Source organism: Hydrogenophaga sp. OTU3427 (assembly GCF_038440225.1).
Taxonomy (GTDB): Bacteria; Pseudomonadota; Gammaproteobacteria; order Burkholderiales; family Burkholderiaceae_C; genus Hydrogenophaga.
On the sequence record NZ_JASATI010000011.1, the window covers coordinates 86699 to 109110 of the forward strand.

At 70.1% G+C, this 22412-nt stretch carries 24 protein-coding genes; 15 read left to right on the forward strand and 9 right to left on the reverse strand.

All coding sequences use genetic code 11. From position 1 onward, the window contains the following. The 5 genes from AAHB17_RS09135 (at window position 1) to AAHB17_RS09155 (ending at window position 4758) form a co-directional block, all read left to right on the forward strand. The gene (locus AAHB17_RS09135) at window positions 1-807 is read left to right on the forward strand and encodes a citryl-CoA lyase (protein ID WP_342130229.1); all 807 of its coding nucleotides are present in this window, start codon (window positions 1-3) and stop codon (window positions 805-807) included. After that, window positions 804-1751: a Bug family tripartite tricarboxylate transporter substrate binding protein gene (locus tag AAHB17_RS09140; protein WP_342130230.1), complete on the forward strand. Its 948-nt coding sequence runs from the start codon at window positions 804-806 to the stop codon at window positions 1749-1751. The genes AAHB17_RS09135 and AAHB17_RS09140 overlap by 4 nt, the downstream gene beginning before the upstream one ends. A 7-nt stretch (window positions 1752-1758) precedes the next feature. Next, entirely contained in the window at window positions 1759-2382 is a 624-nt protein-coding gene (locus AAHB17_RS09145; RefSeq protein ID WP_342130231.1) for a malonic semialdehyde reductase, read from the forward strand. Between the two features lie 59 nt (window positions 2383-2441). Then, complete coding sequence (locus AAHB17_RS09150; protein WP_342130232.1) at window positions 2442-3407, forward strand: Bug family tripartite tricarboxylate transporter substrate binding protein; 966 nt, start codon at window positions 2442-2444, stop codon at window positions 3405-3407. Between the two features lie 142 nt (window positions 3408-3549). After that, window positions 3550-4758, forward strand: coding sequence for a YbfB/YjiJ family MFS transporter (locus AAHB17_RS09155; RefSeq protein WP_342130233.1), 1209 nt, complete (start codon window positions 3550-3552; stop codon window positions 4756-4758). On the opposite strand, the gene AAHB17_RS09160 is transcribed toward AAHB17_RS09155, so the two are convergent. The 4 genes from AAHB17_RS09160 to AAHB17_RS09175 all read right to left on the reverse strand — a co-directional run bounded on the left by AAHB17_RS09160 (window position 4752) and on the right by AAHB17_RS09175 (window position 7517). Further along, entirely contained in the window at window positions 4752-4907 is a 156-nt protein-coding gene (locus AAHB17_RS09160; protein WP_342130234.1) for a hypothetical protein, read from the reverse strand. The genes AAHB17_RS09155 and AAHB17_RS09160 overlap by 7 nt on opposite strands. Before the next feature lie 166 nt (window positions 4908-5073). Continuing rightward, window positions 5074-6162, reverse strand: coding sequence for an alpha/beta fold hydrolase (locus AAHB17_RS09165; protein WP_342130235.1), 1089 nt, complete (start codon window positions 6160-6162; stop codon window positions 5074-5076). A 38-nt stretch (window positions 6163-6200) separates the two neighbouring features. Further along, complete coding sequence (locus tag AAHB17_RS09170; RefSeq protein WP_342130236.1) at window positions 6201-6857, reverse strand: FMN-binding negative transcriptional regulator; 657 nt, start codon at window positions 6855-6857, stop codon at window positions 6201-6203. A 9-nt stretch (window positions 6858-6866) separates the two neighbouring features. Beyond that, the gene (locus AAHB17_RS09175) at window positions 6867-7517 is read right to left on the reverse strand and encodes a LysE/ArgO family amino acid transporter (RefSeq protein WP_342130237.1); all 651 of its coding nucleotides are present in this window, start codon (window positions 7515-7517) and stop codon (window positions 6867-6869) included. Between the two features lie 73 nt (window positions 7518-7590). Here AAHB17_RS09175 and AAHB17_RS09180 point away from each other — a divergent pair, with 73 nt between their 5' ends. Continuing rightward, a complete protein-coding gene (locus tag AAHB17_RS09180; protein ID WP_342130238.1) occupies window positions 7591-8532 on the forward strand; it encodes a LysR family transcriptional regulator ArgP in 942 nt (313 codons plus the stop codon). Here the strand turns inward: AAHB17_RS09180 and AAHB17_RS09185 are convergent. Beyond that, window positions 8505-9401 carry an AraC family transcriptional regulator gene (locus AAHB17_RS09185; protein ID WP_342130239.1) on the reverse strand — a complete coding sequence of 299 codons (897 nt, stop codon included), beginning with the start codon at window positions 9399-9401 and terminating at the stop codon, window positions 8505-8507. The two genes, AAHB17_RS09180 and AAHB17_RS09185, sit on opposite strands and share 28 nt — an antisense overlap. A gap of 272 nt (window positions 9402-9673) precedes the next feature. Here AAHB17_RS09185 and AAHB17_RS09190 point away from each other — a divergent pair, with 272 nt between their 5' ends. From AAHB17_RS09190 to AAHB17_RS09210, 5 genes are all read left to right on the forward strand, one after another. Continuing rightward, window positions 9674-10147 (forward strand): (2Fe-2S)-binding protein, encoded by a 474-nt coding sequence (locus AAHB17_RS09190; RefSeq protein ID WP_342130240.1) that lies wholly within the window; start codon window positions 9674-9676, stop codon window positions 10145-10147. Window positions 10148-10161: 14 nt separating this feature from the next. Then, on the forward strand, window positions 10162-12396 hold the full coding sequence (locus AAHB17_RS09195; protein ID WP_342130241.1) for a xanthine dehydrogenase family protein molybdopterin-binding subunit: 2235 nt from the start codon (window positions 10162-10164) through the stop codon (window positions 12394-12396). Between the two features lie 175 nt (window positions 12397-12571). After that, window positions 12572-13504 (forward strand): agmatinase, encoded by a 933-nt coding sequence (gene speB, locus AAHB17_RS09200; RefSeq protein ID WP_342130242.1) that lies wholly within the window; start codon window positions 12572-12574, stop codon window positions 13502-13504. A gap of 2 nt (window positions 13505-13506) precedes the next feature. Beyond that, the gene (locus AAHB17_RS09205; protein WP_342130243.1) at window positions 13507-14826 is read left to right on the forward strand and encodes an NAD(P)/FAD-dependent oxidoreductase; all 1320 of its coding nucleotides are present in this window, start codon (window positions 13507-13509) and stop codon (window positions 14824-14826) included. A gap of 146 nt (window positions 14827-14972) precedes the next feature. Further along, window positions 14973-16364 carry an NAD(P)-binding protein gene (locus AAHB17_RS09210; RefSeq protein WP_342130244.1) on the forward strand — a complete coding sequence of 464 codons (1392 nt, stop codon included), beginning with the start codon at window positions 14973-14975 and terminating at the stop codon, window positions 16362-16364. A gap of 51 nt (window positions 16365-16415) precedes the next feature. Here the strand turns inward: AAHB17_RS09210 and AAHB17_RS09215 are convergent, their stop codons facing one another. Then, window positions 16416-16769, reverse strand: a complete 354-nt coding sequence (locus AAHB17_RS09215) for a bleomycin resistance protein (protein ID WP_342130245.1) — start codon at window positions 16767-16769, stop codon at window positions 16416-16418. An 84-nt stretch (window positions 16770-16853) separates the two neighbouring features. Between AAHB17_RS09215 and AAHB17_RS09220 the strand changes: the two genes are divergently transcribed. Continuing rightward, window positions 16854-17381 (forward strand): hypothetical protein, encoded by a 528-nt coding sequence (locus AAHB17_RS09220; RefSeq protein ID WP_342130246.1) that lies wholly within the window; start codon window positions 16854-16856, stop codon window positions 17379-17381. 18 nt (window positions 17382-17399) lie between these two features. Continuing rightward, entirely contained in the window at window positions 17400-17795 is a 396-nt protein-coding gene (locus AAHB17_RS09225) for an excalibur calcium-binding domain-containing protein (RefSeq protein WP_342130247.1), read from the forward strand. Between the two features lie 30 nt (window positions 17796-17825). Here AAHB17_RS09225 and AAHB17_RS09230 read toward each other — a convergent pair whose 3' ends face one another. The 3 genes from AAHB17_RS09230 to pdxR all read right to left on the reverse strand — a co-directional run bounded on the left by AAHB17_RS09230 (window position 17826) and on the right by pdxR (window position 20073). Then, the gene (locus AAHB17_RS09230; protein ID WP_342130248.1) at window positions 17826-18239 is read right to left on the reverse strand and encodes a VOC family protein; all 414 of its coding nucleotides are present in this window, start codon (window positions 18237-18239) and stop codon (window positions 17826-17828) included. Window positions 18240-18241: 2 nt separating this feature from the next. Then, window positions 18242-18529, reverse strand: a complete 288-nt coding sequence (locus AAHB17_RS09235; protein ID WP_342130249.1) for a KTSC domain-containing protein — start codon at window positions 18527-18529, stop codon at window positions 18242-18244. A 68-nt stretch (window positions 18530-18597) separates the two neighbouring features. Next, window positions 18598-20073: a MocR-like pyridoxine biosynthesis transcription factor PdxR gene (gene pdxR, locus AAHB17_RS09240; protein ID WP_342130250.1), complete on the reverse strand. Its 1476-nt coding sequence runs from the start codon at window positions 20071-20073 to the stop codon at window positions 18598-18600. A gap of 134 nt (window positions 20074-20207) precedes the next feature. Here pdxR and AAHB17_RS09245 point away from each other — a divergent pair, with 134 nt between their 5' ends. After that, on the forward strand, window positions 20208-20993 hold the full coding sequence (locus tag AAHB17_RS09245) for a gamma-glutamyl-gamma-aminobutyrate hydrolase family protein (RefSeq protein ID WP_342130251.1): 786 nt from the start codon (window positions 20208-20210) through the stop codon (window positions 20991-20993). 27 nt (window positions 20994-21020) lie between these two features. Beyond that, window positions 21021-22391 carry a glutamine synthetase family protein gene (locus tag AAHB17_RS09250; protein ID WP_342130252.1) on the forward strand — a complete coding sequence of 457 codons (1371 nt, stop codon included), beginning with the start codon at window positions 21021-21023 and terminating at the stop codon, window positions 22389-22391. Window positions 22392-22412: the final 21 nt, after the last annotated feature.

The window sequence follows — 22412 nt, forward strand, 5'->3', positions numbered from 1 at the left end:
ATGAAAATCGGCAAATCCACCGTCCCGCACACCGCCATCTGCACCTCGGACGAACACACCATCGTCGTGCGCGGGCACAACCTGTGCGAGGACCTGATCGGTCACCTGTCCTTTGCGGACTACTTCTTCCTGCTGCTGACCGGCAAGCAGCCCGACGCCGCCTGCAGCGCGGTGCTCAACGCCACCCTGGTGGCCATCGCCGAACACGGTCTTGTGCCCAGCGTGCAGGCCAGCCGCATGACCTACGCCGCCGCGCCCGACGCGCTGCAGGGCGCGGTGGCGGCCGGCATCCTGGGCTGTGGCTCGGTCATCCTGGGCGCCTCCGAAACCGCAGGCAAGCTGTTTGCCGACGTGGCCGCCCGTGTCGACGCCGGTGCCAGCCTGGACGACGCGGCCACCGCCGTCATCACCGAACTCAAGGCCGCGCGCCAGCCCTACCCCGGCTACGGCCACCCGCTGCACAAGGCGCGCGACCCGCGGGTGGACCGCCTGATCGCCGTGGCGACCGAAGCCGGGGCCGACCTGCGTTATGTCGAGATCGCCCAAGCCATCGAGCGCGCCATCCCCGCCGTCACCGGCAAGGATCTGCGCATGAACGTGTCGTCCGCCATTCCGGCCGTGCTCATGGGCGTGGGATTCCCCGTGCGTTCGTTGCGCGGCGTGCCCATCCTGGCGCGCACCGCCGGCCTCATCGCCCACCTGGCCGAAGAGGCCGAGACGCCAGCGGGTTTTGCGCTGTCCTACCAGGCCACGCGCGAACTGCAGTACGACGGCGACGTGCCGGACGGCTTCGGGGCCCACGCATGAAGCGTCGCCTGCTGCTGGGTGCGGCGCTGGCCGCCGGCGCCGCGCTGGCCCAGAGCCCCGCCACCCGGCCCTACAAGCTGGTGGTGCCTTTCGCGGCCGGCACCTCCACCGACATCGTCGGCCGCGTGCTGGCCGATGCCCTGGGCAAACAGCTCGCGCAGCCGGTCATCGTCGACAACAGGCCCGGCGCCGGCGGCAGCATCGGCAGCGAGCTGGTGGCCCGCTCGGTCGCCGACGGCCAGACCCTGCTGCTGGGCACCGTGGGCACCCACGCCATCAACCCCTCGCTCTACAAGCGCCTGCCCTACCAGCCGCTGCGCGACTTCGCGCCGCTGGGTTTTGTGGGGGCCACGCCCACCCTGCTGGTGGTGCCCGCCGCCTCGCCCTGGAAAAGCCTGGCCGATCTGGGCCGCGCCTCCGGCAAGGAGGTCAACTTCGCCTCGGCCGGCAACGGCACCTCTGGCCACCTGGCCGGCGAGACCCTGAACCTGCGCCTGGGCAAGGACTTCGTGCACGTGCCCTACCGCGACGGCGCGCAGGCCCTGACCGAGGTCATGGCCGGCAACGTGCAGTTCATGTTCTACCACCCGGCCGCCGTGCTGCCCCACATCCGCGCCGGCAAGCTGCGCGCGCTGGGCGTGTCCAGCGCCCGGCGCAGCACCGCCGCCCCCGAGGTGCCGACGCTGATCGAACAGGGCGTGGCCGGTTTTGACCTGGTGGCCTGGTTCATGTTGTACGCGCCGACCGACATGCCCGCCGCGCAGCGCGACCGCCTGCGCGAGGCCACGCGCCAGGTGCTGGCCCAGCCCGATGTGCGCGAGAAACTCGCCGCCCAGGGCGTGGAGCTGGCCGACATGAGCGCCAGCGAGATGGCCAGCTTCGGCGCCACCGAAATCGCCAAGTGGGGCGAGGCGGTCAGGCGCTCGGGCGCGCAGGTGGACTGATATCGCCATGCACGCCAACCTGACCACCCCGTCCGACACCGTGGACGGCACCTTGGACGACGCGGCCATCGCCCGCCTGTTCACCGAGGCGCGCACCCACGCGGCCTTCGACCCCCGCCCCCTGCCCGTCGAGCTGCTGCGGCGCCTGTACGCGCTGGCCAGCCTGGGGCCCACGTCCATGAACTGCCAGCCGGCGCGCTTCGTGTTCGTGGCCAGCGAGGCCGGGCGCGAGCGCCTGTTGCCGCATGTGGCGGCCGGCAACCAGCCCAAGGTGCGCAGCGCGCCGGTGACCGTGATCGTGGCGCGCGACACGCGCTTCTACGAACACATGCCCACGCTCTGGCACGTGCCGGATGCGGGCGCGAACTTCGAGCGCCAGCCCGCCCACGCGCAGGCCACCGCGCAGCGCAACGCCACCCTCACCGGCGCCTACCTGCTGATGGCCGCGCGTGCCCTGGGCCTGGCCTGCGGCCCCATGAGCGGCTTCGACGCCGAGGGCGTGAACCGCAGCTTCTTCCCCGACGGCCGCTGGGAAGCGGACTTCCTCATCAACCTCGGTTACCCGGCCGGGCCGGCCCAGCGGCCGCGTGCGCCGCGGTTGGGATTTCAACAGGCATGTGTGCTGGCCTGAACAAGCAGCGCTTTTTTCATCAACACAGCGGACCCCGGTCCGCCACAAGGAGACATCTCATGCGCATCCGACTCAAACTGTTGGCGGGCCTGGTCCTCGCCACGCTGGCCGGCGTCTCGAACGCCCAGGGCAGCGACTGGCCCAACCGCCCGATCAAGATCGTGGTGGGTTTCGCCGCCGGCACGCCGCCCGACATCTTTGCCCGCCTGTATGGCGACTACGCGTCCCGCAAGCTGGGCGTGCCGGTGGTCATCGACAACAAGCCGGGTGCGGCCGGCAACCTGGCCACCGACGCGGTGGCCAAGGCCCCCGCCGACGGCTACACCTTCCTCTACAACCTGTCGACCGCTTTCACGATCAACCCCTTCATCTACAGCAAGCTGCCCTTCGATCCGCAAAAGGACCTGGTGCCCGTGGCCACCACCATGCGCCAGGGCCTGGTGCTGATCGGCAAGCCGGCGCTGGAGGCCAAGTCGGCGCGCGATCTGGTGACCGCGGCCAAGGCCAAGCCCGGCACCATCTCCCACGCCTCCTACGGAGCGGGCAGCCCCTCGCACCTGATCATGGAATGGATGAAGGAAGAGACCGGCACCGACATGGTCCACGTGCCCTACCGCAGCAGCCCGGTGCCCGACGTGATGGGCGGCCAGGTCGACACCGTGATGGAGCCCATCGCCACCGCCTTCCCGCTCATCAAGGACGGCAAGGTGCAGGCCCTGGCCTATTCGGGCCCGGCCCGTTTTGCCGCGCTGCCCAACGTGCCCACGCTGGCCGAAACGGTGCCCGGCCTGACCATGATGTCCTGGCACGGCATCTGGGCCGCCTCGGCCACGCCGGGCGCCATCGTCGACCGCTTCAACGCCGTCTTCGTCGAGGCCAGCAAGGACGCCGACGTGTCCAAGCGCATCCGCGACCTGAACAGCGAACCGCTGGGCGCCAGCCGCACCGAGATGGCCGCCATGGTGCGCCGCGACGCCGACATCTACGGCCGCATCGTCAAGGCCAAGAACATCCGGATCGACTGAGCCCACCCCCGTTTCCCGCTCACTGCGTGTAGCGCGAATCCCCCCTCAAGGGGGCGCACCCAGCGGGCCGGCGTAGCCGGACCCGCGGGTGCCCTGGGTGGGGGCACTTCATGCGGGGCGGGCTGGCCCACAATGCCAGTCCATGACCTCGCCCTCATCCAGCCCCACCCTGCCCCACTTGCGCCTGGCGCTGGCCTTGTCGCTGGGGGCGGCGGTGTCGCTGGGCATCACGCGTTTTGCCTACGGCCTGTTGCTGCCGCCCATGCGCGATGACCTGGGTTGGAGCTACACCCTGGCCGGCGCCATGAACACCTTCAACGCCGTCGGCTACCTGCTGGGCGCGCTGGCCACGCCGGGGCTGCTGCGCCGGCTGGGCACGGCGCCGCTGCTGGTGGGTGGCTCGGCCCTGGCCAGCCTGTTCATGGGGCTCAGCGGCTTTTTCACCGGCGCCGCGCCGCTGCTGGCCCAGCGCCTGCTGGCCGGCGTGGCCAGCGCCTTCGTGTTCATCGCCGGTGGTCTGCTGGCGGCGCGCCTGGGGGCGATGTCGCCGCGGCGCAGCGGCCTGCTGCTGGGCCTGTACTACGGCGGCACCGGCCTGGGCATCGTCGCCTCGGCCCTGGGTGTGCCCTGGACGCTGGCGCTGGCGGCCGACGTGCCCCACGGCTGGACCTGGGCCTGGTGGGGCCTGGCCGGTCTGTGCCTGCTGGCCACGTTGCTGTTGCGCTGGCCGGCGCGGGTGCTGGGCGAGGCGCCGTCTCCCACGGCCGGCGCCGGGGCGGTGGCCCAGGCCAGCCGGCGCTTCCGCGCGCGCGACTTCGCGCCCGGCCTCGCGGGCTACACCCTGTTTGGCGTGGGCTACATCGGCTACATGACCTTCGTGGTGGCCCTGCTGCGCCAGCAGGGCGTGGGCCCGGCGGCCATCACCGCCTTCTACGCGCTGCTGGGCGTGGCGGTGCTGGCCTCGTCGCGCATCTGGGCCGGCCTGCTGGACCGCCACCACGGCGGTGGCGCGCTGGCGCGGCTCAACGCCCTGCTGGGCGTCGCCACGGTGGTGCCGGCGCTCACCGCCTCGTGGCCGCTGGTGCTGGGCTCGGGCCTGCTGTTCGGTGCGGTGTTCCTGTCGGTGGTGGCGTCCACCACCGCCCTGGTGCGCCACAACCTGCCACCCGCCCAATGGGCCACCGGCATCAGCGCCTTCACCATCGTCTTTGCCTTGGGCCAGATCGTTGGCCCCACGGTCGTGGGCCTGATCGCGGACGGCCCCGGCGGCCTGGCGCGTGGGCTGCTGTTCTCGGCCGGTGCGCTGTGGCTGGGCGCGTTGCTGGCGTGGCGGCAGCGGGCACTTCAGTAGTAGGGCACGAAGCGGCCGGGCCGCTCGGCTTGTTCACATGCCCGCTGCCACATCGCTTGCAGGGCGCGCACCAGGCGCGACGGGGTGACCTGGGGACGTGCCGCCGTGGGGCGTGGCGCCGAGGTGATGGGGTAGGACAACTGAGCCATGGGGACCTCCTGGGCGGCACGGGTGTGTGCCGTGGGCCCATTGCATCAGCGGGTGCCGTCGCGGTCGCGAGGCGTTTGTCCCTGAAACCGGTGGCTTGGGCGGCGCGGCTGCTCCGTCATCCGGGACCGCCGTCCCGACCGGGTGGAGGTGGGCCAGGTGGTGGGCTCAGCGTGGCAGTTCGGCCTGGCCGAAGCCGGCGTCGCGGGCGCGCACGATGGCCTGGGCCCGGGTGCTGACGTCCAGCTTGGTGTAGACGGCCGACACCTTGTTGCGCACGGTTTTTTCGCTCAGCCCCAGGTGCGCCGCGATCTGCAGGTTGTCCAGGCCGTGGGCCAGCAGCTCCAGCAGCTCGCGTTCGCCTGGTGTCAGGCTGGGGAACTGGCCGGGGGATGCCGCCACATGCGGGTGGGCCTGGAGGAAGGCGTCGATCTCCGCCAGGCCGTGCGCGAAGGCGGGCTCCTCCTGCAGCAGCACGTGGTTGCGGCTGTCCAGCGGCACGAAACGGGCACCGGGGATGAGGCTGGCCAGGTGCCGCCCTTCCTCGAAGGGCACCCGGGCGTCGCCGCGCGCGTGCATCACCAGCGTGGGGCAGGCGACCTGGGCCGCCAGCGCGCAGACATCGAGCTGGCCAAAGGCCGCCACCGTGCGGGCCGCGTGGGCCGGCGGGCAGGACAGCCGCTCCAGCTCGTTGAACCAGTTCACCTGTTCCGGGCTGCCACCGGGAATGAACAGCGAGGTGAACACCTGGCGAAACGCCGGGTTGTCCTGGCCCCAGCCGATCTCGATCAGGTCTGGCATGAGCCGGGCCTGCTTCAGCTGCTCGGGCGTCGGGTGGCGCCGCAACGGGCCCCGGGCATAGCCGCCCAACATCACCAGGGCGTTCACGCGCTCCGGGTGGCGTGCCGCGTAGGCCAGCGAGATGGCGGCCCCCTGCGAGCAGCCCAGCAGGGCAAAACGCGCCAGACCCGCCGCGTCCACCACGGCCTCCAGGTCCGACACCCAGGCGTCGAGCGTGAGCGGCGTGTCCGTCGCGTCGGACAAGCCGCAGCCGCGCCCGTCGTAGCGCACCAGCGTGTGGGCGCGGCTCAGCCCGGCGATCCACGGTCCCCAGACGGGGCTGTTGAGGTCGAAGTCCAGGTGGGTGAGGAAGTGGGCCGCGCGCACCAGGGCCGGTCCCTGGCCGGTGGTGCCGAACGCGATCCGCGTCCCGTCCCCGGTGGTGCAGAAGCGGATGGATTGGGACAGCCTGGCCATGGGCCATGGTAACTGCGCCGCCGCCGCCGGGCACCGTTTCAGCGTGGCCGGCGCGGGTCGGTCCGCAGGGCGTCCATCACCAGCGCGGCCATCGCCCGCGCCTCGTCGCCGGGCTCGGCCTGCAGGCCGGCGACCGTGCCCAGCCGGTCGGGCATGGCCTCGTCCTGGCTGGCCTTGAGCCGGCCTTCCAGGCGGTCGATGGGGATCTCGATGCCGACGACGGCGCGCAGCATCTGGTCGATGTAGGCGGCCGGCGCATCGCCCACGCGCCAGGGCGTGGCGCGGCCGGCCTCCTGCGCGTCGGTGAGCCGGTTCAGCATGTCCAGCGTCCACGTCCGGTCCTCGACCACGCGCGCCCTGCCGTGGACATGCACCGCCACGTAGTTCCAGGTCGGCACCACCTGGCCATGCGCCGCCTTGCCCGGGTACCAGCCCGGCGTGATGTAGGCCTGGGGCCCCTGGAACAGCACCACGGACGGGGTGTCGGCGCCGAGCTGGCGCCAGACGCCGTTGGCGCGCGCGACGTGGCCCATCAGGGTGCCGTGGGGGCCACGGTCGCGGTCCAGCACAAAAGGCAGGTGGTTGGCCACCAGGCCGCCGCCGCCGCCCACCACCCAGGCCCCCAGCGGGTGGGCCTCGATGTGCGAGAGCAGGGCCCCGTGGTCGCTCAGCCGGTGACAGGGAGGAAGGTACATCGTTCGCTTTCAAAAACCCGCCCAAGTGTGGCGCAGCAGCAGGGCCGCCAGGACCCACATGGTCAGGCCGATCAGGCCATCGAGCAGCTGCCACGCCCGGGGCCGGGCAAACCAGGGCGCCAGCCAGCGCGCGCCCCAGCCCAGCAGCCCGAACCAGCACAGGCTGGCGGTGCTGGCCCCGGCCACAAACCAGCCGCGCAGCGCGGCCGGTTGCTGGGCGCCTATGCTGCCCACCAGCAGCACGGTGTCCAGGTAGACATGGGGGTTGAGCAGCGTGAACGCCGCCGCCTGCGCGATGACCGCGCCGCGACCGAGGCGGTCACCTCCCTGCGCCGCCCGCAGCTGGCCGGGCTGGCGCGCGCGGCGCAGGGCGCGCCACCCGTACGCGGCCAGGAAGGCCGCGCCGCCCAGGGCCAGGGCACGCGCCAGCCCCGGGCGTTCGCCCAGCGCCTGCGCCATGCCCAGCACACCGGCGGCGATCAGCACCGCGTCGGCCAGCGCGCAGAACAGCACCACGCTGCCCACGTGTTCGCGCCGCAGGCCCTGGCGCAGCACAAAGGCGTTCTGGGCGCCGATGGCGACGATCAGCCCCAGGCTCAGGGCCAGGCCCTGCATGAACACGGGCAGGGCGGCGGAAAAGGCGTCGGGCAGCGAACTCATGGGTGCAGCTTGTCCGTCTTCATGCATGAAGACAAACTATGCCTGCTTCATTCAATTAAGAATTTTTTATCTGATGCTCGATTACGCCCTGCTCTCAGCTCTGGCCGCGGTGGTGCGCGAGGGCAGCTTCGAGCGCGCGGCGCGCGCCCTGCACGTGACGCCCTCGGCCGTGTCGCAGCGCATCCGCCTGCTGGAGGAGCGGGTCGGCTGCGCCCTGGTGGTGCGGGCCCAGCCTTGTGTTGCCACCGAAACCGGGCGCCGCTTGTGCCAGCACGCCGACCGCGTGCGCCTGCTCGAACACGAGTTGCAGGCGGAACTGCCCACCCTCGATCCGCAGGCCCTGCTGCGGGTGCCGCTGCCGATCGCGGTCAACGCCGACAGCCTGGCCACCTGGCTGGCCGCGCCGGTGGCGCGTTTTGCCGCCGACGCGCCGGTGCTGATGTCGGTGGCGGTGGACGACCAGGACCACACCGCCGAGTGGCTGCGCAGCGGCCAGGTGCTGGCCGCGGTCACGGCGACCGCGCGCCCGGCCACCGGCTGCAACAGCCAGCCCCTGGGCGCCATGCGTTACGTCGCGGTGGCCAGCCCGGCCTTGCTGGCGCGGCATTTCGCCGACGGCGTGGGCGCGGCCAGTCTGGCGCAGGCGCCCAGCCTGGTCTTCAACACCAAGGACGAGCTGCAGGCGCGCTGGGTGCGGCGGTTGTGCCACCGCCAGGTGGAGCTGCCGCGCCACACCCTGCCGTCGCCGCAGGCGTTTGTGGTGGCGGCGCTGGCCGGCATGGGCTGGGCCCTGCATCCGCTGGCCCTGGTCGCCGACCACCTGGCCGACGGCTCGCTGGTGGAACTGGTGCCCGACACGCCGCTGGATGTGCCGCTGCACTGGCAGCAGGCGCGCGCGGCGTCCCGCCTGCTCGAAGGCCTGACCCGGGCGGTGCTGGCCGCGGCCCGCAGCGCCTTGATCCAGCCGCCGGCGGGTGGCGCGCCGCGTCAGGCGCGGGCGACCGCGGGCAGCTGACGCATCCGTTTGATGTCGCGCTGCGGCGCGTCGCCGAACAGGCGGCTGTAGTCGCGGCTGAACTGGGACGGGCTTTCGTAGCCCACCCGGGCCGCGGTGGCACTGGCGTCCAGGTTGTCGTTGAGCATCAGCTGGCGCGCGGCCTGCAGCCGCAGCTGCTTCTGGTAGCGCAGCGGACCCATGCCGGTGAGCTTGCGGAAGTGCAGGCGGAAGGTGGACGGGCTCATGTGCGCGCGCGCCGCCAGGTCGTCCATGGGCACGTCGCTGGCAAAGTTCTGCTTGAGCCAGGCCATGGCCTGGGCCACCTGGTGGCTGGGTGAGCCGGTGGCCACCAGCTGCCGCAGGTAGGGCCCGTGGGGGCCACAGAGCAGGCGCACCGCGATCTCCTGCTGGATCAGCGGCGCCAGGCTGGGGATCAGCGCCGGCTCCTGCAGCAGCTTGACCAGGCGGGTCGCGGCATCGAGCAGGGGGGCGTCCAGCGGCTTGAGCGACAGCGCAAACGCCGGGGGATCACGCGGCAGCGGCGGCAGGTCCAGGTCCGAGGCCAGCTGCACCAGCACCCGCGCATCCAGCGTGAGCATCATGCCCAGGTAGGGCCGGGCGGCGTCGGCCTGCGTCACCTGGGCCGCCACCGGCATGTCCACCGTGGACACCAGGGACTGGCCGGCGCCGTAGTGGGTGACCTGGTCGTTGTGCGCCACCTGCTTGCCGCCCTGGGCCACCACGGCCACGCCCAGCCCATAGACACAGTGCACCGGCGCCGTGCGCAGGCTGCGCCGGTGCAGCGACAGCTGGGGGATGGCGGTGGTGTGGTCGCCGTCGATTCGGGCAATGTCGGCGATGGCCTGGGCGAGCGCTTCGATGGGCATGGTGGGCGGGGATGACGCTGTCAGAAATTGACATTTGCTGGGCAATTCGCGGCAGAAGCCCGCCGCGGATGCACGGCCGCACTGTAGCCCGGCCGCTGGGCTGGGCCGCCGTCTTGCGCACCAAGTCATCAAAAATGGCAAGACATGCGTCAAAACAGGCAAGCGTCCGACGGGTCTGGGCCAGACACTCGCTGCATCCCCGCGTGTGCGCCATGGCGCTTGAATCGGTCCACGGCACACGCGTCCCTCGGACACCAGGAGAACGCCCCACCATGAGCACACTGAACGTCAACGGCCGCCGTCACACGGTCGACATCGACCCCGGCACCCCCATCCTCTGGGCCCTGCGCGATACCCTGGGCCTGAGCGGCACCAAGTTCGGTTGCGGCGCGGCCCTGTGTGGCGCCTGCACCGTGCACCTCGATGGCCAGGCCATCCGCGCCTGCGTCACGCCGGTGTCGGCCGCCGAAGGCAAGCGCCTGGCCACCATCGAAGCCGTCACCGACGGCCGCGACCGCGTGGGCGCGGCGGTGCACGCGGCCTGGGTCCAGCACGACGTCGCCCAGTGTGGCTACTGCCAGAGCGGCCAGATCATGAGCGCCACCGCTTTCCTCAAGTCCCTGCCCAAGGGCACGCAGCCCAGCGCGGCCGACATCGACGCCGCCATGGCCGGCAACATCTGCCGCTGTGGCACCTACGCCCGCATCCGCGCCGCCGTGGCCGATGCCGCCAAGGCCCTGGCCTGAAGGACGACCCCACCATGCTGCACCACATCGAACCCGCCGACCTGCCGCGCGCCCTGGCCCACCTGATGGACCGGGACCACAGCGACACCCCCACCGCGCTGCCACGCCGCAGCTTCCTCAAGCTGGCCGGCGCCAGCGGTCTGGCGCTGGGTCTGTATCCCGCGCTGGCCCAGGCGCAGGACAAAATCCCTGAGGGCCTCAAGCCCAGCCAGCAGCCGGCCGCCTTTGTGCGCATCGCGCCCAACGGCGAAGTGACCGTCACCGTCAACCGGCTGGAGTTTGGCCAGGGCGTAATGACCGGCCTGGCCATGGTGCTGGCCGAAGAACTGGACGCCGACTGGAACAAGGTGCGCGCGCAGCACGGCACCGGCGACGCCGCCTACGCCGACCCGCAGTTCGGCATCCACCTCACCGGCGGCTCCAACTCCATCAAGAACAGCTACACCCAGTACCGCGAGCTGGGCGCGCGCGCCCGCGCCATGCTGCTGAGCGCCGCCGCCACGCGCTGGAACGTGGACGTGGCCGCCCTGCGCACCCAGGCCGGCCAGGTGCTGGGCCCGGGCGGGCGCAAGGCCGGCTATGGTGAGCTGGCCGAGGCCGCCATGCGCCTGCCGGTGCCGGCCACCGTGGCGCTCAAGAACCCCAAAGACTTTCGCCTCATCGGGCAGGCCACCACCCGGCTGGACGCGCGTGACAAGAGCCGCGGCCGGCAGGACTTCGGCATCGACGTGCGCCTGCCCGGGCAGCTCACCGCCGTGGTGGCGCGACCGCCGGTGTTCGGCGCCCGGCTGGCGTCGGTGGACGACAGCGCGGCCCGCGCCATCAAAGGCGTGAAGGCCGTGCTGCGTGTGCCGCTGGACCGCGGCGCCGAAGGCGTGGCCGTGGTGGCCGACGGCTACTGGCCCGCCAAGCAGGCGCGTGACGCGCTCAAGCTGCGGTGGGACACGGCCCAGGTGGAGAAGCCCGACAGCGAACGCCTGCTGGCGCAGTACCGCGCGCTGGCGGGCCAGCCCGGCCCCAAGGCCCTGGACGCCGACATGGCGCCGCTGGCCACCGCGCCCCACACCATCGAGGCTGAGTTCGTGTTCCCCTTCCTGGCCCATGCGCCCATGGAACCCCTGAACTGCACCGTGCGCCTGGGCGCGGCGGGCGCCGAGCTGTGGGTGGGCTCACAAAGCCCGGGGCTGGACGCTGCGGCCGCAGCCGGCGCGCTGGGCCTCAAGCCCGAGCAGGTGAAGATGCACGTGCAGATGGCGGGTGGCGGTTTTGGCCGGCGCTTTGTCAGCACCAGCGAATACGTGATCGAGGCCTGCCAGGTGGCCAAGGCCGCCCGCACGGCCGGCCTGGACGCGCCGGTGCGCACGCTCTGGAGCCGCGAGGACGACATCAAGGGCGGCTACTACCGGCCCATGCACCTGCACCGCGCCCGCATCGGCTTTGACCAGCGCGGCAACGTGCTGGCCTGGGACCACGTGCTGGTGGGCCAGTCCATCCTTACCGGTTCGGTGTTCGAGTCCTTCCAGGTGAAAAACGGCATCGACGCCACTGCCACCGAAGGCATGCGCGAGCCCTACCCGCTGCCCATGCGCCTGACCGTGCACCACCCCAAGGTCAACGTGCCGGTGCTGTGGTGGCGCAGCGTGGGCTCCACCCACACCGCCTTCGTGATGGAGACCCTGCTCGACGAGATCGCCCGCACCACCCAGCAGGACCCGGTGGCCTACCGCATGCGCCTGTGGGGCGACAAACACCCGCGCCACAGCGCCGCCCTGCAGCTGGCGGTGGACAAGAGCGGCTACGGCAAGACACCGCTGCCCGCCGGCCGCGCCTGGGGCGTGGCGGTGCACGAGTCCTTCAGCTCGGTGGTGGCCTACGTGGTCGAGGCCTCGGTGAAAGACGGCAACCCGGTGCTGCACCGCGTGACCGCCGGCGTGCACTGCAACCTGGTCGTCAACCCGCGCAGCGTCGAGGCCCAGGTGCAGGGCGCGGCGGTCATGGGCCTGTCCATGTGCCTGCCCGGCTCGGCCATCACCTTCAAGGACGGCGAGGTGCAGCAGAGCAACTTCGGCGACTACACCGTTGCCCGCATGACCGACGCCCCCGTCTTTGCGGTGCACACCGTGCCCAGCGCCGACGCGCCCACCGGCATGGGCGAGCCCGGCCTGCCGCCGCTGGCCCCGGCCTTCGCCAACGCCATCGCCCGGCTCACCGGCAAGCCGCTGCGCGAGCTGCCGTTCAAGCTGGCCTGACGGACCGAGCAAGGCGCGCGGGCGGTACTCAGCGCACCGCGTCCAGCCCCTGGCGGTCCCGCAGAGGGACACCACCTTCCAGACCAGTGGTTGCCTGCGCTTGTCGGCAATTGGCACCGGAGGTGCGCGTGAAAATGCGCTACCTTCTGGCTCCAATTCACACAAGGACGCCACCATGGCCATGGGCCAATTCGCCTACGCAAACAACAGCAACCGCTTCATGGCCTGCGAGCCGCTGGCGGACCAGCCCTTCGCCGTGGCCGGCGTGCCCTTCGACGGCGTGGTGACCAACCGCCCCGGCGCGCGCTTCGGCCCGCAGGCCATACGCGCGGCCAGCCTGATGTTGTGCGATGGCACGCACCCGCACTTCGATGTGTCGCCGCTGGACCAGTTGGGCGACGCGCTGGACATGCGCCTGCCCAACGCCTCGCCCCTGCCCGAGGTGCGCCGCCACATCGAGCAGCAGGCGGCGGCGCTGATGGCGCGCCACCACTGCGTCTTCATCGGCGGCGACCACTCCATCACCCTGCCCCTGCTGCGCGCCGCGCAGGCGCAATACAGCCAGGGCGAGCCACTGGCCTTGGTGCATTTCGACGCCCACTGCGACACCTGGGAAGACCACTTCGGCGAACCCTCGGGCCACGGCACCTGGACCTACGAGGCGCTGCGCGATGGCCTGGCCAGCCCGGCGCACACGGTGCAGATCGGCATACGCTCCAGCGGCGTGCGCGCCGCGCGCGAGTACGTGGCCGACCAGGGCGGCCAGATCTTCACCGCCCGCCAGCTGCGCGGCAAGGACGGCGACGGCCTGGCCGGCATGGTGGCCGCCATCCGCGAACGCATCGGCCAGCGCCCGTGTTACCTCACGCTGGACATCGACTGCCTGGACCCGGCCTTCGCCCCCGGCACCGGCACGCCCGAGCCCGGCGGCATGAGCAGCTCGCAGGTGCTGACCTTCATCGAGGAGCTGGCCGACCTCAACTGGGTGGGCATGGACTGCGTGGAGGTGGCCCCGGCCTACGACCACGCCGAACTCACCAGCAACGCCGCCGCCACCTTCGTGTGGACCTACCTCTGCGGCCAGGTGGCCAAGCGCCAGCGGGGCTGAACGTGTTCAAGCCCTCCCTGCTGCGCTCCGACACCCAGCTCAACCAGTCCAGCTACTACGAGGCCAGCGTCACCCGGCCCGCTGCCCTGCCCCCGCTGCGGGGCAGCGTGACGGCCGACGTGCTGGTGGTGGGCGGCGGCTTTGCCGGCCTGTCGGCCGCGCTGGAGCTGGCGCAGCGCGGCCAGCGCGTGGTGCTGCTGGAGGCCGACCGCGTGGGCAGCGGCGCCAGCGGGCGCAACGGCGGCCAGTTCATCGTCGGCTACGCCAGCGGCCAGGGCCCGTTCGAGCAGCAGCTGGGCCGCGCCGACGCCCGGCGCGCCTGGGACATGTCCATCGAGGCCATCCAGCTCATCGACCGGCGCATCGCCACCCACGGCATAGCCTGCGACCAGGTCAAGGGCTACCTCTACGTGGCCGACGCGCCGCGCAAGGCGCGCGCGCTGCTGTCCGACCTCGACGCCCAGCGGCGCGACTACGGCCTGGTCTGTGACGTGGCCACCGGCCCGGACGTGCGGCGCCTCATCGACAGCCCGCTCTACCACGCGGCCGGCTTCGAGACCGTGTCGGGCCACCTGCACCCGCTCAAGTACGCGCTGGGCCTGGCGCGCGCCGCGCAGGCCGCCGGCGTGGTGGTGCATGAAACATCACCCGTGACCGCGCTGGAGCACACCACCAGCGGTGTGACGGCGCGCACCGCGCAGGGCAAGGTGCAAGCCAGGTTCGCCGTGCTGGCCGGCAACTGCATGCTGCCCGAACACGGCCCCGACGTGGCGCCGCAGATCCACCCGCGCATCATGCCGGTGGGCACCTACATCGTCGGCACCGCGCCGCTGGACGAGGCGCTGTGCCGCCAGCTCATCCCCAGCAACAGCGCGGTGTGCGACAACAACTTCGTGCTCGACTACTTCCGCTTCAGCGCCGACCGCCGCATGCTGTTCGGTGGCCGCGTCAGCTACACCACCACCACCCCGGCCGGCCTCCAGGCCGTGATGCAGCGGCGCATGGCCCAGGTCTTCCCCGCCCTGCGCGACGTGCCCATCGACTTCGTCTGGGGCGGCTTCGTCGACATCAGCATGAACCGCGCGCCTGACTTCGGCCGCATCGGCCCCAACGTCTACTACCTGCAAGGCTTCAGCGGCCACGGCGTGGCCCTCACCGGCCTGGGCGGCCAGCTCGTGGCCGAAGCCATCGCCGGCCAGGCCGAACGCTTCGACGTTTTCGCCCGGCTCAAACACCGCGACTTCCCCGGCGGCCCGCTGCTGCGCACGCCCAGCCTGGCGCTGGGGATGCTGTGGCATCGGTTGAGGGACGTGGTGGGGTGATGGCGGGCGGCCGCCTTGTGTCCCAGGCCAGACCCCTGTAACCTGCGCAGCGCGTTCATGCGCCACTTCCTGCCGCGTTGAAAACGTCGGACCCTGGCAACGCGCCGTGGCGCGTCCGGTGCCGTGCCCACCACCAAGGACGTCCCATGACCGAAGTACTCGAGACGGATTACCTGATCGTTGGCGCGGGGGCGGCCGGCATGGCCTTCGCCGATGCGCTGCTGGCGCATTCCGACGCATCGATCACCGTGGTGGACCGCCGCCACGCGCCGGGCGGGCACTGGATAGACGCCTACCCCTATGTGCGCCTGCACCAGCCCTCGGCCTTTTACGGCGTCAGCTCCATGCCCCTGGGGCAGGACTGCATCGACGGCCAGGGCACCAACGCCGGTTTCTACGAACTGGCCAGCGCGGACGAGATACGCGCCTACTACACCCGCGTGATGGAGCGGCACCTGCTGCCCAGCGGCCGGGTGCGCTACCTGCCCAGCTGCGACCACCTGGGCGCGGGCCAGGTCCGGTCACGGCTGGCCGACCGGTCGTGGGATGTCCGTGTGCGCCGCAAGACCATCGACACCAGCTACCTCGAAGGCGAGGTGCCGGCCACCAGCCCGCCGCCCTTCGAGGTGGACAGCGGCGTGCGCTGCGTGTCGGCGGGCGAGCTGACACGCATCACCGAACGGCCCGAGCGGTATGTGGTGGTGGGGGCTGGCAAAACGGCGGTGGACGCCTGCCTGTGGCTGCTCGACCAGGGCGTGCCACCGGCGTCCATCCGCTGGATCAAGCCGCGTGAAAGCTGGTGGCTGAACCGGCGCTACCACCAGCCCCACAGCCTGCTGCCGGATTTCCTGAATGGCACCGCCATGCAGCTGGAAGCCATCGCCCAGGCCAGCTCGATCCCGGACCTGTTCGCCCGCCTCGAAGCCCAGGGGTTTTTCCTTCGTGTCGATCCCGGTGTGCCCGCGACCATGTGCCGCGGTGCCATCGTCACCGAGGCCGAGCTGACGCGGCTGCGCGAGATCCAGGACGTGGTGCGGCTGGGGCGTGTGCGCCGCATCACCGCCAACGACATCGTGCTCGACGGCGGCCGCCTGCCCACCACCACCGCGACCCTGCACATCCACTGCGCCGCGCGCGGCCTGGCACGCCCGCCGTTGCGGCCCATCTTCGAGGCCGATCGCGTCACCGTCCAGCCCTTCATGTGGAGTTTTGCCTGCTACCAGTTCGCCATGCTGGGCGTGGCCGAAGCGCTGCTGGCCAGCGACGAGGAGAAGAACAAGCTGTTCCCGCCCATCGCCTATTGGGACGCCAACACCGACTACCTGAGCGCCTTCCTGGCTTCCCTGGCCAACGAACGGGCCCGCAGCGCCGTCCCGGCGCTGGCCCAGTGGGCCAAGGCAACACGCCTCAACCCGCTGGGCGAGATTGGGCGCTACCGTCAACATCCGCTCACCATGGACGCGATGGAGCGCATCAAGCGGTTTGGTGCTGACGCGGTGAAGAACGCTGTGCAGTTGCTTCGATCGGGCGGCTTGTAGGCGGCCGTCCTTGATCAGGGGCAGGACGGCGCGTGACAAGACCAGACGGTTTCAAACCACTTCCGGGTGGCCGAACTTGAGCAGGTTGCCGTGTGGGTCGCTCACATACAGCTCGCGCATGCCCCAGGGCCGGGACACCGGCGGGTCGATCCGGGCGCCGCGCGCGCGGAATTCTTCGTACAGCGCCTGCAGGTCGGTTGCACGCACGTAGCACGAGGTGTTCTCGGCGATATGGCGTTCGGCGCACAACCAGAAATGGATTTCGGCGCCGTCGCGCGCGACGATGGCGTAATCATTCCAACGACCCAATGGGGCGAACCCGAGCACGCGGGTGTAGAAGTCCAGCGTCTGGTCCAAGTCCAGCGAAGCCAGCACGGGAACGGTGGATTGGATGGTAGGCTTCATGGGCGCGATGATAGTTGTCGTTGCGGCCAGACCAGTGGGCTATGTCAAGACTGGCTGGATGCATTGATTTAGGTGTTGAACTCAATGAATCCACAGTCCACTTTCGTTCCTATCGCAGCCATCGTTTACGGCCTCATGCTTGCAACCATTTTTCTGATAACACGAACTGCTTCATTCAAGAAGCAGCCGCTGGAGGACCAGGAGCGAGCCCGAAAGCAATTTAGGATCGTGCAGATTGGTCTGCCCATCAGCCTGGTTGCCGCTTGGCTGTTGATTGGGGCACCCAGTGGCGTTATACAGAATCTTCCATTGTTTCTGTATTTGGCGTTGTGGCTTTTGGTTTTTTGGATTGGCTGGCGAAGCTATCGCTTGGGAATCAAGCGTGATCTTCGCCTTGTGAAGAGCAGGCTTGGAAAGCCACTCAAAAATCCGGAGGCTCTGGTCGGCACATTTGCATGCATCAACCTCGCTCTGGCAGCCTCTGTTGCCGCTTTCCTTGTTCTTGTGCCCGTGGTACGAATTCCATTTGCTATGTGGGCACCCATCGTTGCAGCCATTGCGGGGATATTCAATTTTATTGTCACTCGTGTAGAGCAAAAGAATAAGGCGTAAGTTCACATGCGAAATTTAATGCTGCGGCTTCACATCCAGGCCTCGTTGATTGCAGGCCTTCTACTTGCCCTCCCTGGTGCCGCAGCTCCGCCAGCAAACAAGTGCGTGGTTAACGGCACGGTCACGTATCAGCAGGGGGCATGTCCGTCTGACGAAGTTCGGAAACCACCCAACCTTCAAGAGCTGAACGCCGAGGAGAAGAGGCGGCGTGCGGCGGGCACGGCAACGTCTCCCGAAAAGCTTGCTCCAGTGGTTCCTGCCGTATCCGACGCATTCCGTTGCGACGGACGAAAGTACTGCTCTCAGATGAAGTCATGTGCTGAGGCAAAGTATTTTCTTGCCCACTGCCCAGGTGTGAAAATGGACGGCGACAAAAATGGCCTCCCTTGCGAGCAGCAGTGGTGTGCCCGTTAGAGCCCATGCAAGCTCGAGTGAAGGCGCGGCTTATCCCAACCCCTCCAAACACACCACCTCCCACAGGTGCCCATCCGGGTCCTGGAAGTAGCCGGCGTAGCCGCCGTAGAAGGTTGTGCCGGCGGGCTTGACGATGGTGGCGCCGGCTTGCCGGGCCTGGGCCATGACGGCGTCGACTTCCGCGTGGGTGGCCACGTTGTGGCCGATGGACAGGTTGGTGGCGCTGGGGGGGCCCAGCGGCAGGCCGGTGTCGGCGGCGAGGCTGGCGCGAGGCCAGAGCGCGAGCTTGAGGCCCGAGGCGAGTTGGAAGAAGGCGACGGCGCCGTGCTCGAACTCGGTGCCGATGATGCCCTGGGTGGGGAAGCCGAGGCCGTCGCGGTAGAAGGCGACGGCGCGCTCCAGGTTGTCCACACCCAGGGTGAGGACGGTGATGTGGGGCGTCATCCTCAGCTCTCCTTGGGCGTGTCGTCGCCGCCAAACAGGTCGCTCCACTGCTTGGCGCCGCCCGCGTCGGCGGGGCGGGCCAGGGGCACGCCCTTGGGGTATTCCTCGGCGATGCGGTCTTCCCAGTAGGTGCCGGGGTTGGGCGCGCTGCACAGGCGGCGGTACACCTCTTGCGGCACGTGTTTGTAGGCCAGCACCGTCCTGTTGTCGAAATGCAGGTCGAGTTGCTGGCCCGCCGGGTGGTAGTCGGCCTGTCGGATGCGGCCGTGGGAGAAGCGTTGGCTGGGCATGGCGTGGCCTCGCTGAAAACCGGTTGGAAGAAACGCAGGGTAAATCCAAATCGCCGCCGGCGCCCAGCTCAGCCGCCGCCCACGGCGGCCTGCACCGCCCGCGCCACCATGGGGCCAAAACGTTCGATGCTGGCCAGCGGCGCGTAGCCGTAGCCGATGACCAGGCCACGCAGGTCCTCGCGGTGCAGGCAGTAGGCGGACAGGGGCCGCACGGTCAGGCCCTGCTGGGCGATGCGCTGGGCCAGGGCGATGTCGTCGATGTGTTCGGGCAGGCGCAGGCACAGGTGCAGGCCTTGTTCGGCGCCGCCCACGTAGACGCCCCGGGCGGGGTCTTGCAGGCAGGGCGCCAGGGCCGTCACCAGCGCGGCGCGGCGCTCGGCGTAGGTCTGGCGGGCGCGGCGCAGGGCGCTGCTGAAATGGCCCATCTCGATGAACTCGGCCAGTGCGGCCTGCAGCGGCATCTGGCCGGGGCGGTTGAGGTCGTAGTGGGCCTGCTTGAAGGCCGCCACCAGGGGCTTGGGCACCACCAGGTAGCCCAGCTTGAGGCCGGGGTAGAGCACCTTGGAAAAGGTGCCCATGTAGAGCACGCGGCCGTCCTTGTCCAGGCCTTCGAGCGATGAGATGGGCGGGCCGCTGAAGCGGAATTCGCTGTCGTAGTCGTCCTCCAGGATCCAGGCCTTGTGCTGCGCGGCGCAGGCCAGCAGCTGGTGGCGCCGGCTCAGCGACATGACCGCGCCGGTGGGGTACTGGTGCGAGGGCGTGACGTAGATCAGCCGGGGCGCGTGCTGCCCGTCCACCGTGCCGGGCGCGATGCCCTGCTGGTCCACCGGCACCGCGTGCATGTTCAGGCCGGTGGCCATGAAGGCCTTGACGGCGCCCCAGTAGGCCGGGTCTTCCACCCACACGGTGTCGCCGTGGTCGGCCAGCAGCTGGGCGCACAGCTCGAGCGACTGCTGCGTGCCGCTGGTGATGACGACCTGGTCGGCGTCGAGCTGCACGCTGCGGAACACGCGCAGGTAGTCGGCCACCGCGCGGCGCAGCGGCGCGTAGCCGCCCGAGTCGTTGTAGTCCAGCATCTCCGGGTAGGTCATGCGCCAGTGCTTGTTCTGCAGGCGCTGCCACAGGGCCACGGGGAAGGCGCTGAAGTCGGCGATGCCGGGCGTGAAAGGCTGCACCTCCAGCTGCGTGGCGCAGAACGTGCTTGCCAGGGCCTCGCCCCGGCGCGACAGTTGGCCCGACTGCTGCAGCGACACCGAGGCCGGGCGCGGCGAGGCCTTGGGCACGCTGTCGTTGACGTAGGTGCCGCTGCCCACCTGGCTGACGAGGTAGCCCTCGACCGTGAGCTGGTTGATGGCGGCCACCACCGTGTTGCGCGAGAGCTGCAGGTCTTGCGCGAGGTCGCGGCTGGAGGGCAGGCGTTCGCCGGCGGCGAGCTTGCCGTCGAGCAGCGCGCGGCGCAGCGACTCGTAGAGCTGGCGGTGCAGGGGCAGCGCGTCCTGCTGGGCCAGGCGCGTCATTTCGGACAGGAGGAATTCGGACAACATGGCGGTGAACAACCCGGTGATGGCGCTGGGGGCCCCGGGTTTACCCCGAGGATTGGCACCATGGCCTTGCCCCAACTGGCTCCCATTGTGATCCAATTTCGAAACACAATGTCTTAACGAAACGGAGTTTTCAGATGACAGCAATCCCCGGCATGGTCTGGCTGCCCGCCGACCACCGCTTGTTGGGCGACCACGGCCACCAGATGCCTTACCTGCTGCTCGGCGACAAGTACGCCCGGGCCGTCAAGGTGGGCGCGCAGGCCCAACCCGTCATGTTCCCGCTGGCCGACGCCGCCCAGGTGGACGAGCTGCTGGCGCTGGTGGACGGTGTCATGCTGACCGGCTCGCCCTCCAACGTCCACCCCTCGCACTTCGACGAGCCGGTGGCCGATCCCTCGCTGCCGCTGGACCCCGAGCGCGACTCGCTCACGCTGACCCTGGTGCGGGCCTGCGTGGCCCAGGGCGTGCCGCTGCTGGGCGTGTGCCGGGGCTTCCAGGAAATCAACGTCGCCATGGGCGGCAGCCTCTACCAGCAGGTGCAGAACGTGCCCGGCCGCATGGACCACCGCGAGCCCGGCGGCGCGCCCGCCGACGAGCAGTACGCGCCCCGGCACGCCATCCACCTCGAGCCCGGCAGCGTGTTCGCCCGCTGGGCCGGGGCCGACTCCGTCCAGGTCAACTCGCTGCACGGCCAGGGGGTCAACCGCCTGGCCGACGGCCTGCGCGCCCTGGCCCGCGCGCCCGACGGCCAGATCGAGGCCTTCGAGGTGGTGGGCGCGCGCCGCTTTGCCTACGCGGTGCAGTTCCACCCCGAATGGCGCTGCTGGGAGAACCCTTTTTACGGCGCCATCTTCCGCGCCTTTGGCGATGCCGTGCGCGAACGCCGCGCCGACCGGCTGGGCCTGCCCAGCGCCGCCTGATTGCCCAACGACCCCGAGAACCAGAACATGAACGCAGCGACCTCCCTCAACTCCTTCAACGACCTGGAGCATTGGCTCAACGACCGCCGTGTCACCGAAGTCGAGTGCCTGGTGCCCGACTTGACCGGCGTGGCCCGCGGCAAGATCCTGCCGCGCGAGAAGTTCACCGAGGACCGTGGCATGCGCCTGCCGCAGGCCATCGTGGCCATGGGCGTGACCGGCGAATTCCCCGAGAGCGGCCCCTACTACGACGTGATCGACCCGACCGACCGCGACATGCAGCTGCGGCCCGACCCCAGCACCGTGCGCATCGTGCCCTGGGCCACCGACCCGACCGCGCAGGTCATCCACGACTGCTTCGACAACAACGGCAAGCTCGTGCCCTTCGCGCCGCGCAGCGTGCTGCGCCACGTGTGCGAGCTCTACGACGAGATGGGTCTGTCGCCGGTGGTGGCGCCCGAGCTCGAGTTCTACCTGACCGCGCGCAACACCGACCCCAACACGCTGCTCAAGCCGCCCATCGGCCGCAGCGGCCGCGCCGAGACCTCGCGCCAGGCCTACAGCATCGACGCGGTGAACGAGTTCGATCCGCTGTTCGAGGAGATCTACGACTACTGCGAAAAGATGGAGCTCAACGTGGACACGCTGATCCACGAGGTGGGCGCCGGGCAGATGGAGATCAACTTCTTCCACGCCCACCCGCTGGGTCTGGCCGACGAGGTCTTCTTCTTCAAGCGCACCGTGCGCGAGGCCGCGCTGCGCCACGACATGTACGCCACCTTCATGGCCAAGCCCATCGCCGGCGAGCCGGGCAGCGCTATGCACGTGCACCAGAGCATCGTCAACAAGAAGACCGGCAAGAACATCTTCAGCAACCCCGACGGCAGCGCTTCGGAAGCCTTCTTCCACTACATCGGCGGCCTGCAGCGCTACATCCCGGCGGCCATGGTGCTGGTTGCGCCCTACGTCAACAGCTACCGCCGCCTGAGCCGCCACACGGCCGCGCCCATCAACATCGAGTGGGGCCACGACAACCGCACCGTGGGCATCCGCTCGCCCATCTCGTCGCCCGAGGCGCGCCGGGTCGAGAACCGCGTGATCGGCGCCGACGCCAACCCCTACGTGGCCATGGCCATGACCCTGGCCTGCGGTTACCTGGGGCTGAAGAACAAGATCGCGCCCAAGTCCGAGATGAAGGGCGACGCCTACCTGGCGCCCTACTCGCTGCCGCGCAGCCTGGGCGAGGCGCTGGACTGGCTGCGCCGCGAGACCGACCTGCACGACGTGCTGGGCAAGGAGTTCGTGACCATCTACACCGAGATCAAGGAACTCGAATTCGAGGAGTTCATGAAGGTGATCTCGCCCTGGGAGCGCGAGCACCTGCTCCTGCACGTCTGAAGCCACCGCCGATCAAGAGAA

Excerpts from the sequence above, each read along its gene's own strand:
- AAHB17_RS09220 (WP_342130246.1), top strand. The coding sequence starts at position 16,854 with ATGAATCCACAGTCCACTTTCGTTCCTATCGCAGCCATCGTTTACGGC.
- AAHB17_RS09230 (WP_342130248.1), bottom strand. The coding sequence starts at position 18,239 with ATGACGCCCCACATCACCGTCCTCACCCTGGGTGTGGACAACCTGGAG.
- AAHB17_RS09145 (WP_342130231.1), top strand. The coding sequence starts at position 1,759 with ATGCACGCCAACCTGACCACCCCGTCCGACACCGTGGACGGCACCTTG.
- AAHB17_RS09215 (WP_342130245.1), bottom strand. The coding sequence starts at position 16,769 with ATGAAGCCTACCATCCAATCCACCGTTCCCGTGCTGGCTTCGCTGGAC.
- AAHB17_RS09170 (WP_342130236.1), bottom strand. The coding sequence starts at position 6,857 with ATGTACCTTCCTCCCTGTCACCGGCTGAGCGACCACGGGGCCCTGCTC.
- AAHB17_RS09175 (WP_342130237.1), bottom strand. The coding sequence starts at position 7,517 with ATGAGTTCGCTGCCCGACGCCTTTTCCGCCGCCCTGCCCGTGTTCATG.
- AAHB17_RS09250 (WP_342130252.1), top strand. The coding sequence starts at position 21,021 with ATGAACGCAGCGACCTCCCTCAACTCCTTCAACGACCTGGAGCATTGG.
- AAHB17_RS09155 (WP_342130233.1), top strand. The coding sequence starts at position 3,550 with ATGACCTCGCCCTCATCCAGCCCCACCCTGCCCCACTTGCGCCTGGCG.
- pdxR (WP_342130250.1), bottom strand. The coding sequence starts at position 20,073 with ATGTTGTCCGAATTCCTCCTGTCCGAAATGACGCGCCTGGCCCAGCAG.
- AAHB17_RS09235 (WP_342130249.1), bottom strand. The coding sequence starts at position 18,529 with ATGCCCAGCCAACGCTTCTCCCACGGCCGCATCCGACAGGCCGACTAC.
- AAHB17_RS09160 (WP_342130234.1), bottom strand. The coding sequence starts at position 4,907 with ATGGCTCAGTTGTCCTACCCCATCACCTCGGCGCCACGCCCCACGGCG.
- AAHB17_RS09190 (WP_342130240.1), top strand. The coding sequence starts at position 9,674 with ATGAGCACACTGAACGTCAACGGCCGCCGTCACACGGTCGACATCGAC.
- AAHB17_RS09150 (WP_342130232.1), top strand. The coding sequence starts at position 2,442 with ATGCGCATCCGACTCAAACTGTTGGCGGGCCTGGTCCTCGCCACGCTG.
- speB (WP_342130242.1), top strand. The coding sequence starts at position 12,572 with ATGGCCATGGGCCAATTCGCCTACGCAAACAACAGCAACCGCTTCATG.
- AAHB17_RS09195 (WP_342130241.1), top strand. The coding sequence starts at position 10,162 with ATGCTGCACCACATCGAACCCGCCGACCTGCCGCGCGCCCTGGCCCAC.
- AAHB17_RS09180 (WP_342130238.1), top strand. The coding sequence starts at position 7,591 with ATGCTCGATTACGCCCTGCTCTCAGCTCTGGCCGCGGTGGTGCGCGAG.
- AAHB17_RS09135 (WP_342130229.1), top strand. The coding sequence starts at position 1 with ATGAAAATCGGCAAATCCACCGTCCCGCACACCGCCATCTGCACCTCG.
- AAHB17_RS09210 (WP_342130244.1), top strand. The coding sequence starts at position 14,973 with ATGACCGAAGTACTCGAGACGGATTACCTGATCGTTGGCGCGGGGGCG.
- AAHB17_RS09165 (WP_342130235.1), bottom strand. The coding sequence starts at position 6,162 with ATGGCCAGGCTGTCCCAATCCATCCGCTTCTGCACCACCGGGGACGGG.
- AAHB17_RS09245 (WP_342130251.1), top strand. The coding sequence starts at position 20,208 with ATGACAGCAATCCCCGGCATGGTCTGGCTGCCCGCCGACCACCGCTTG.
- AAHB17_RS09185 (WP_342130239.1), bottom strand. The coding sequence starts at position 9,401 with ATGCCCATCGAAGCGCTCGCCCAGGCCATCGCCGACATTGCCCGAATC.
- AAHB17_RS09140 (WP_342130230.1), top strand. The coding sequence starts at position 804 with ATGAAGCGTCGCCTGCTGCTGGGTGCGGCGCTGGCCGCCGGCGCCGCG.
- AAHB17_RS09225 (WP_342130247.1), top strand. The coding sequence starts at position 17,400 with ATGCTGCGGCTTCACATCCAGGCCTCGTTGATTGCAGGCCTTCTACTT.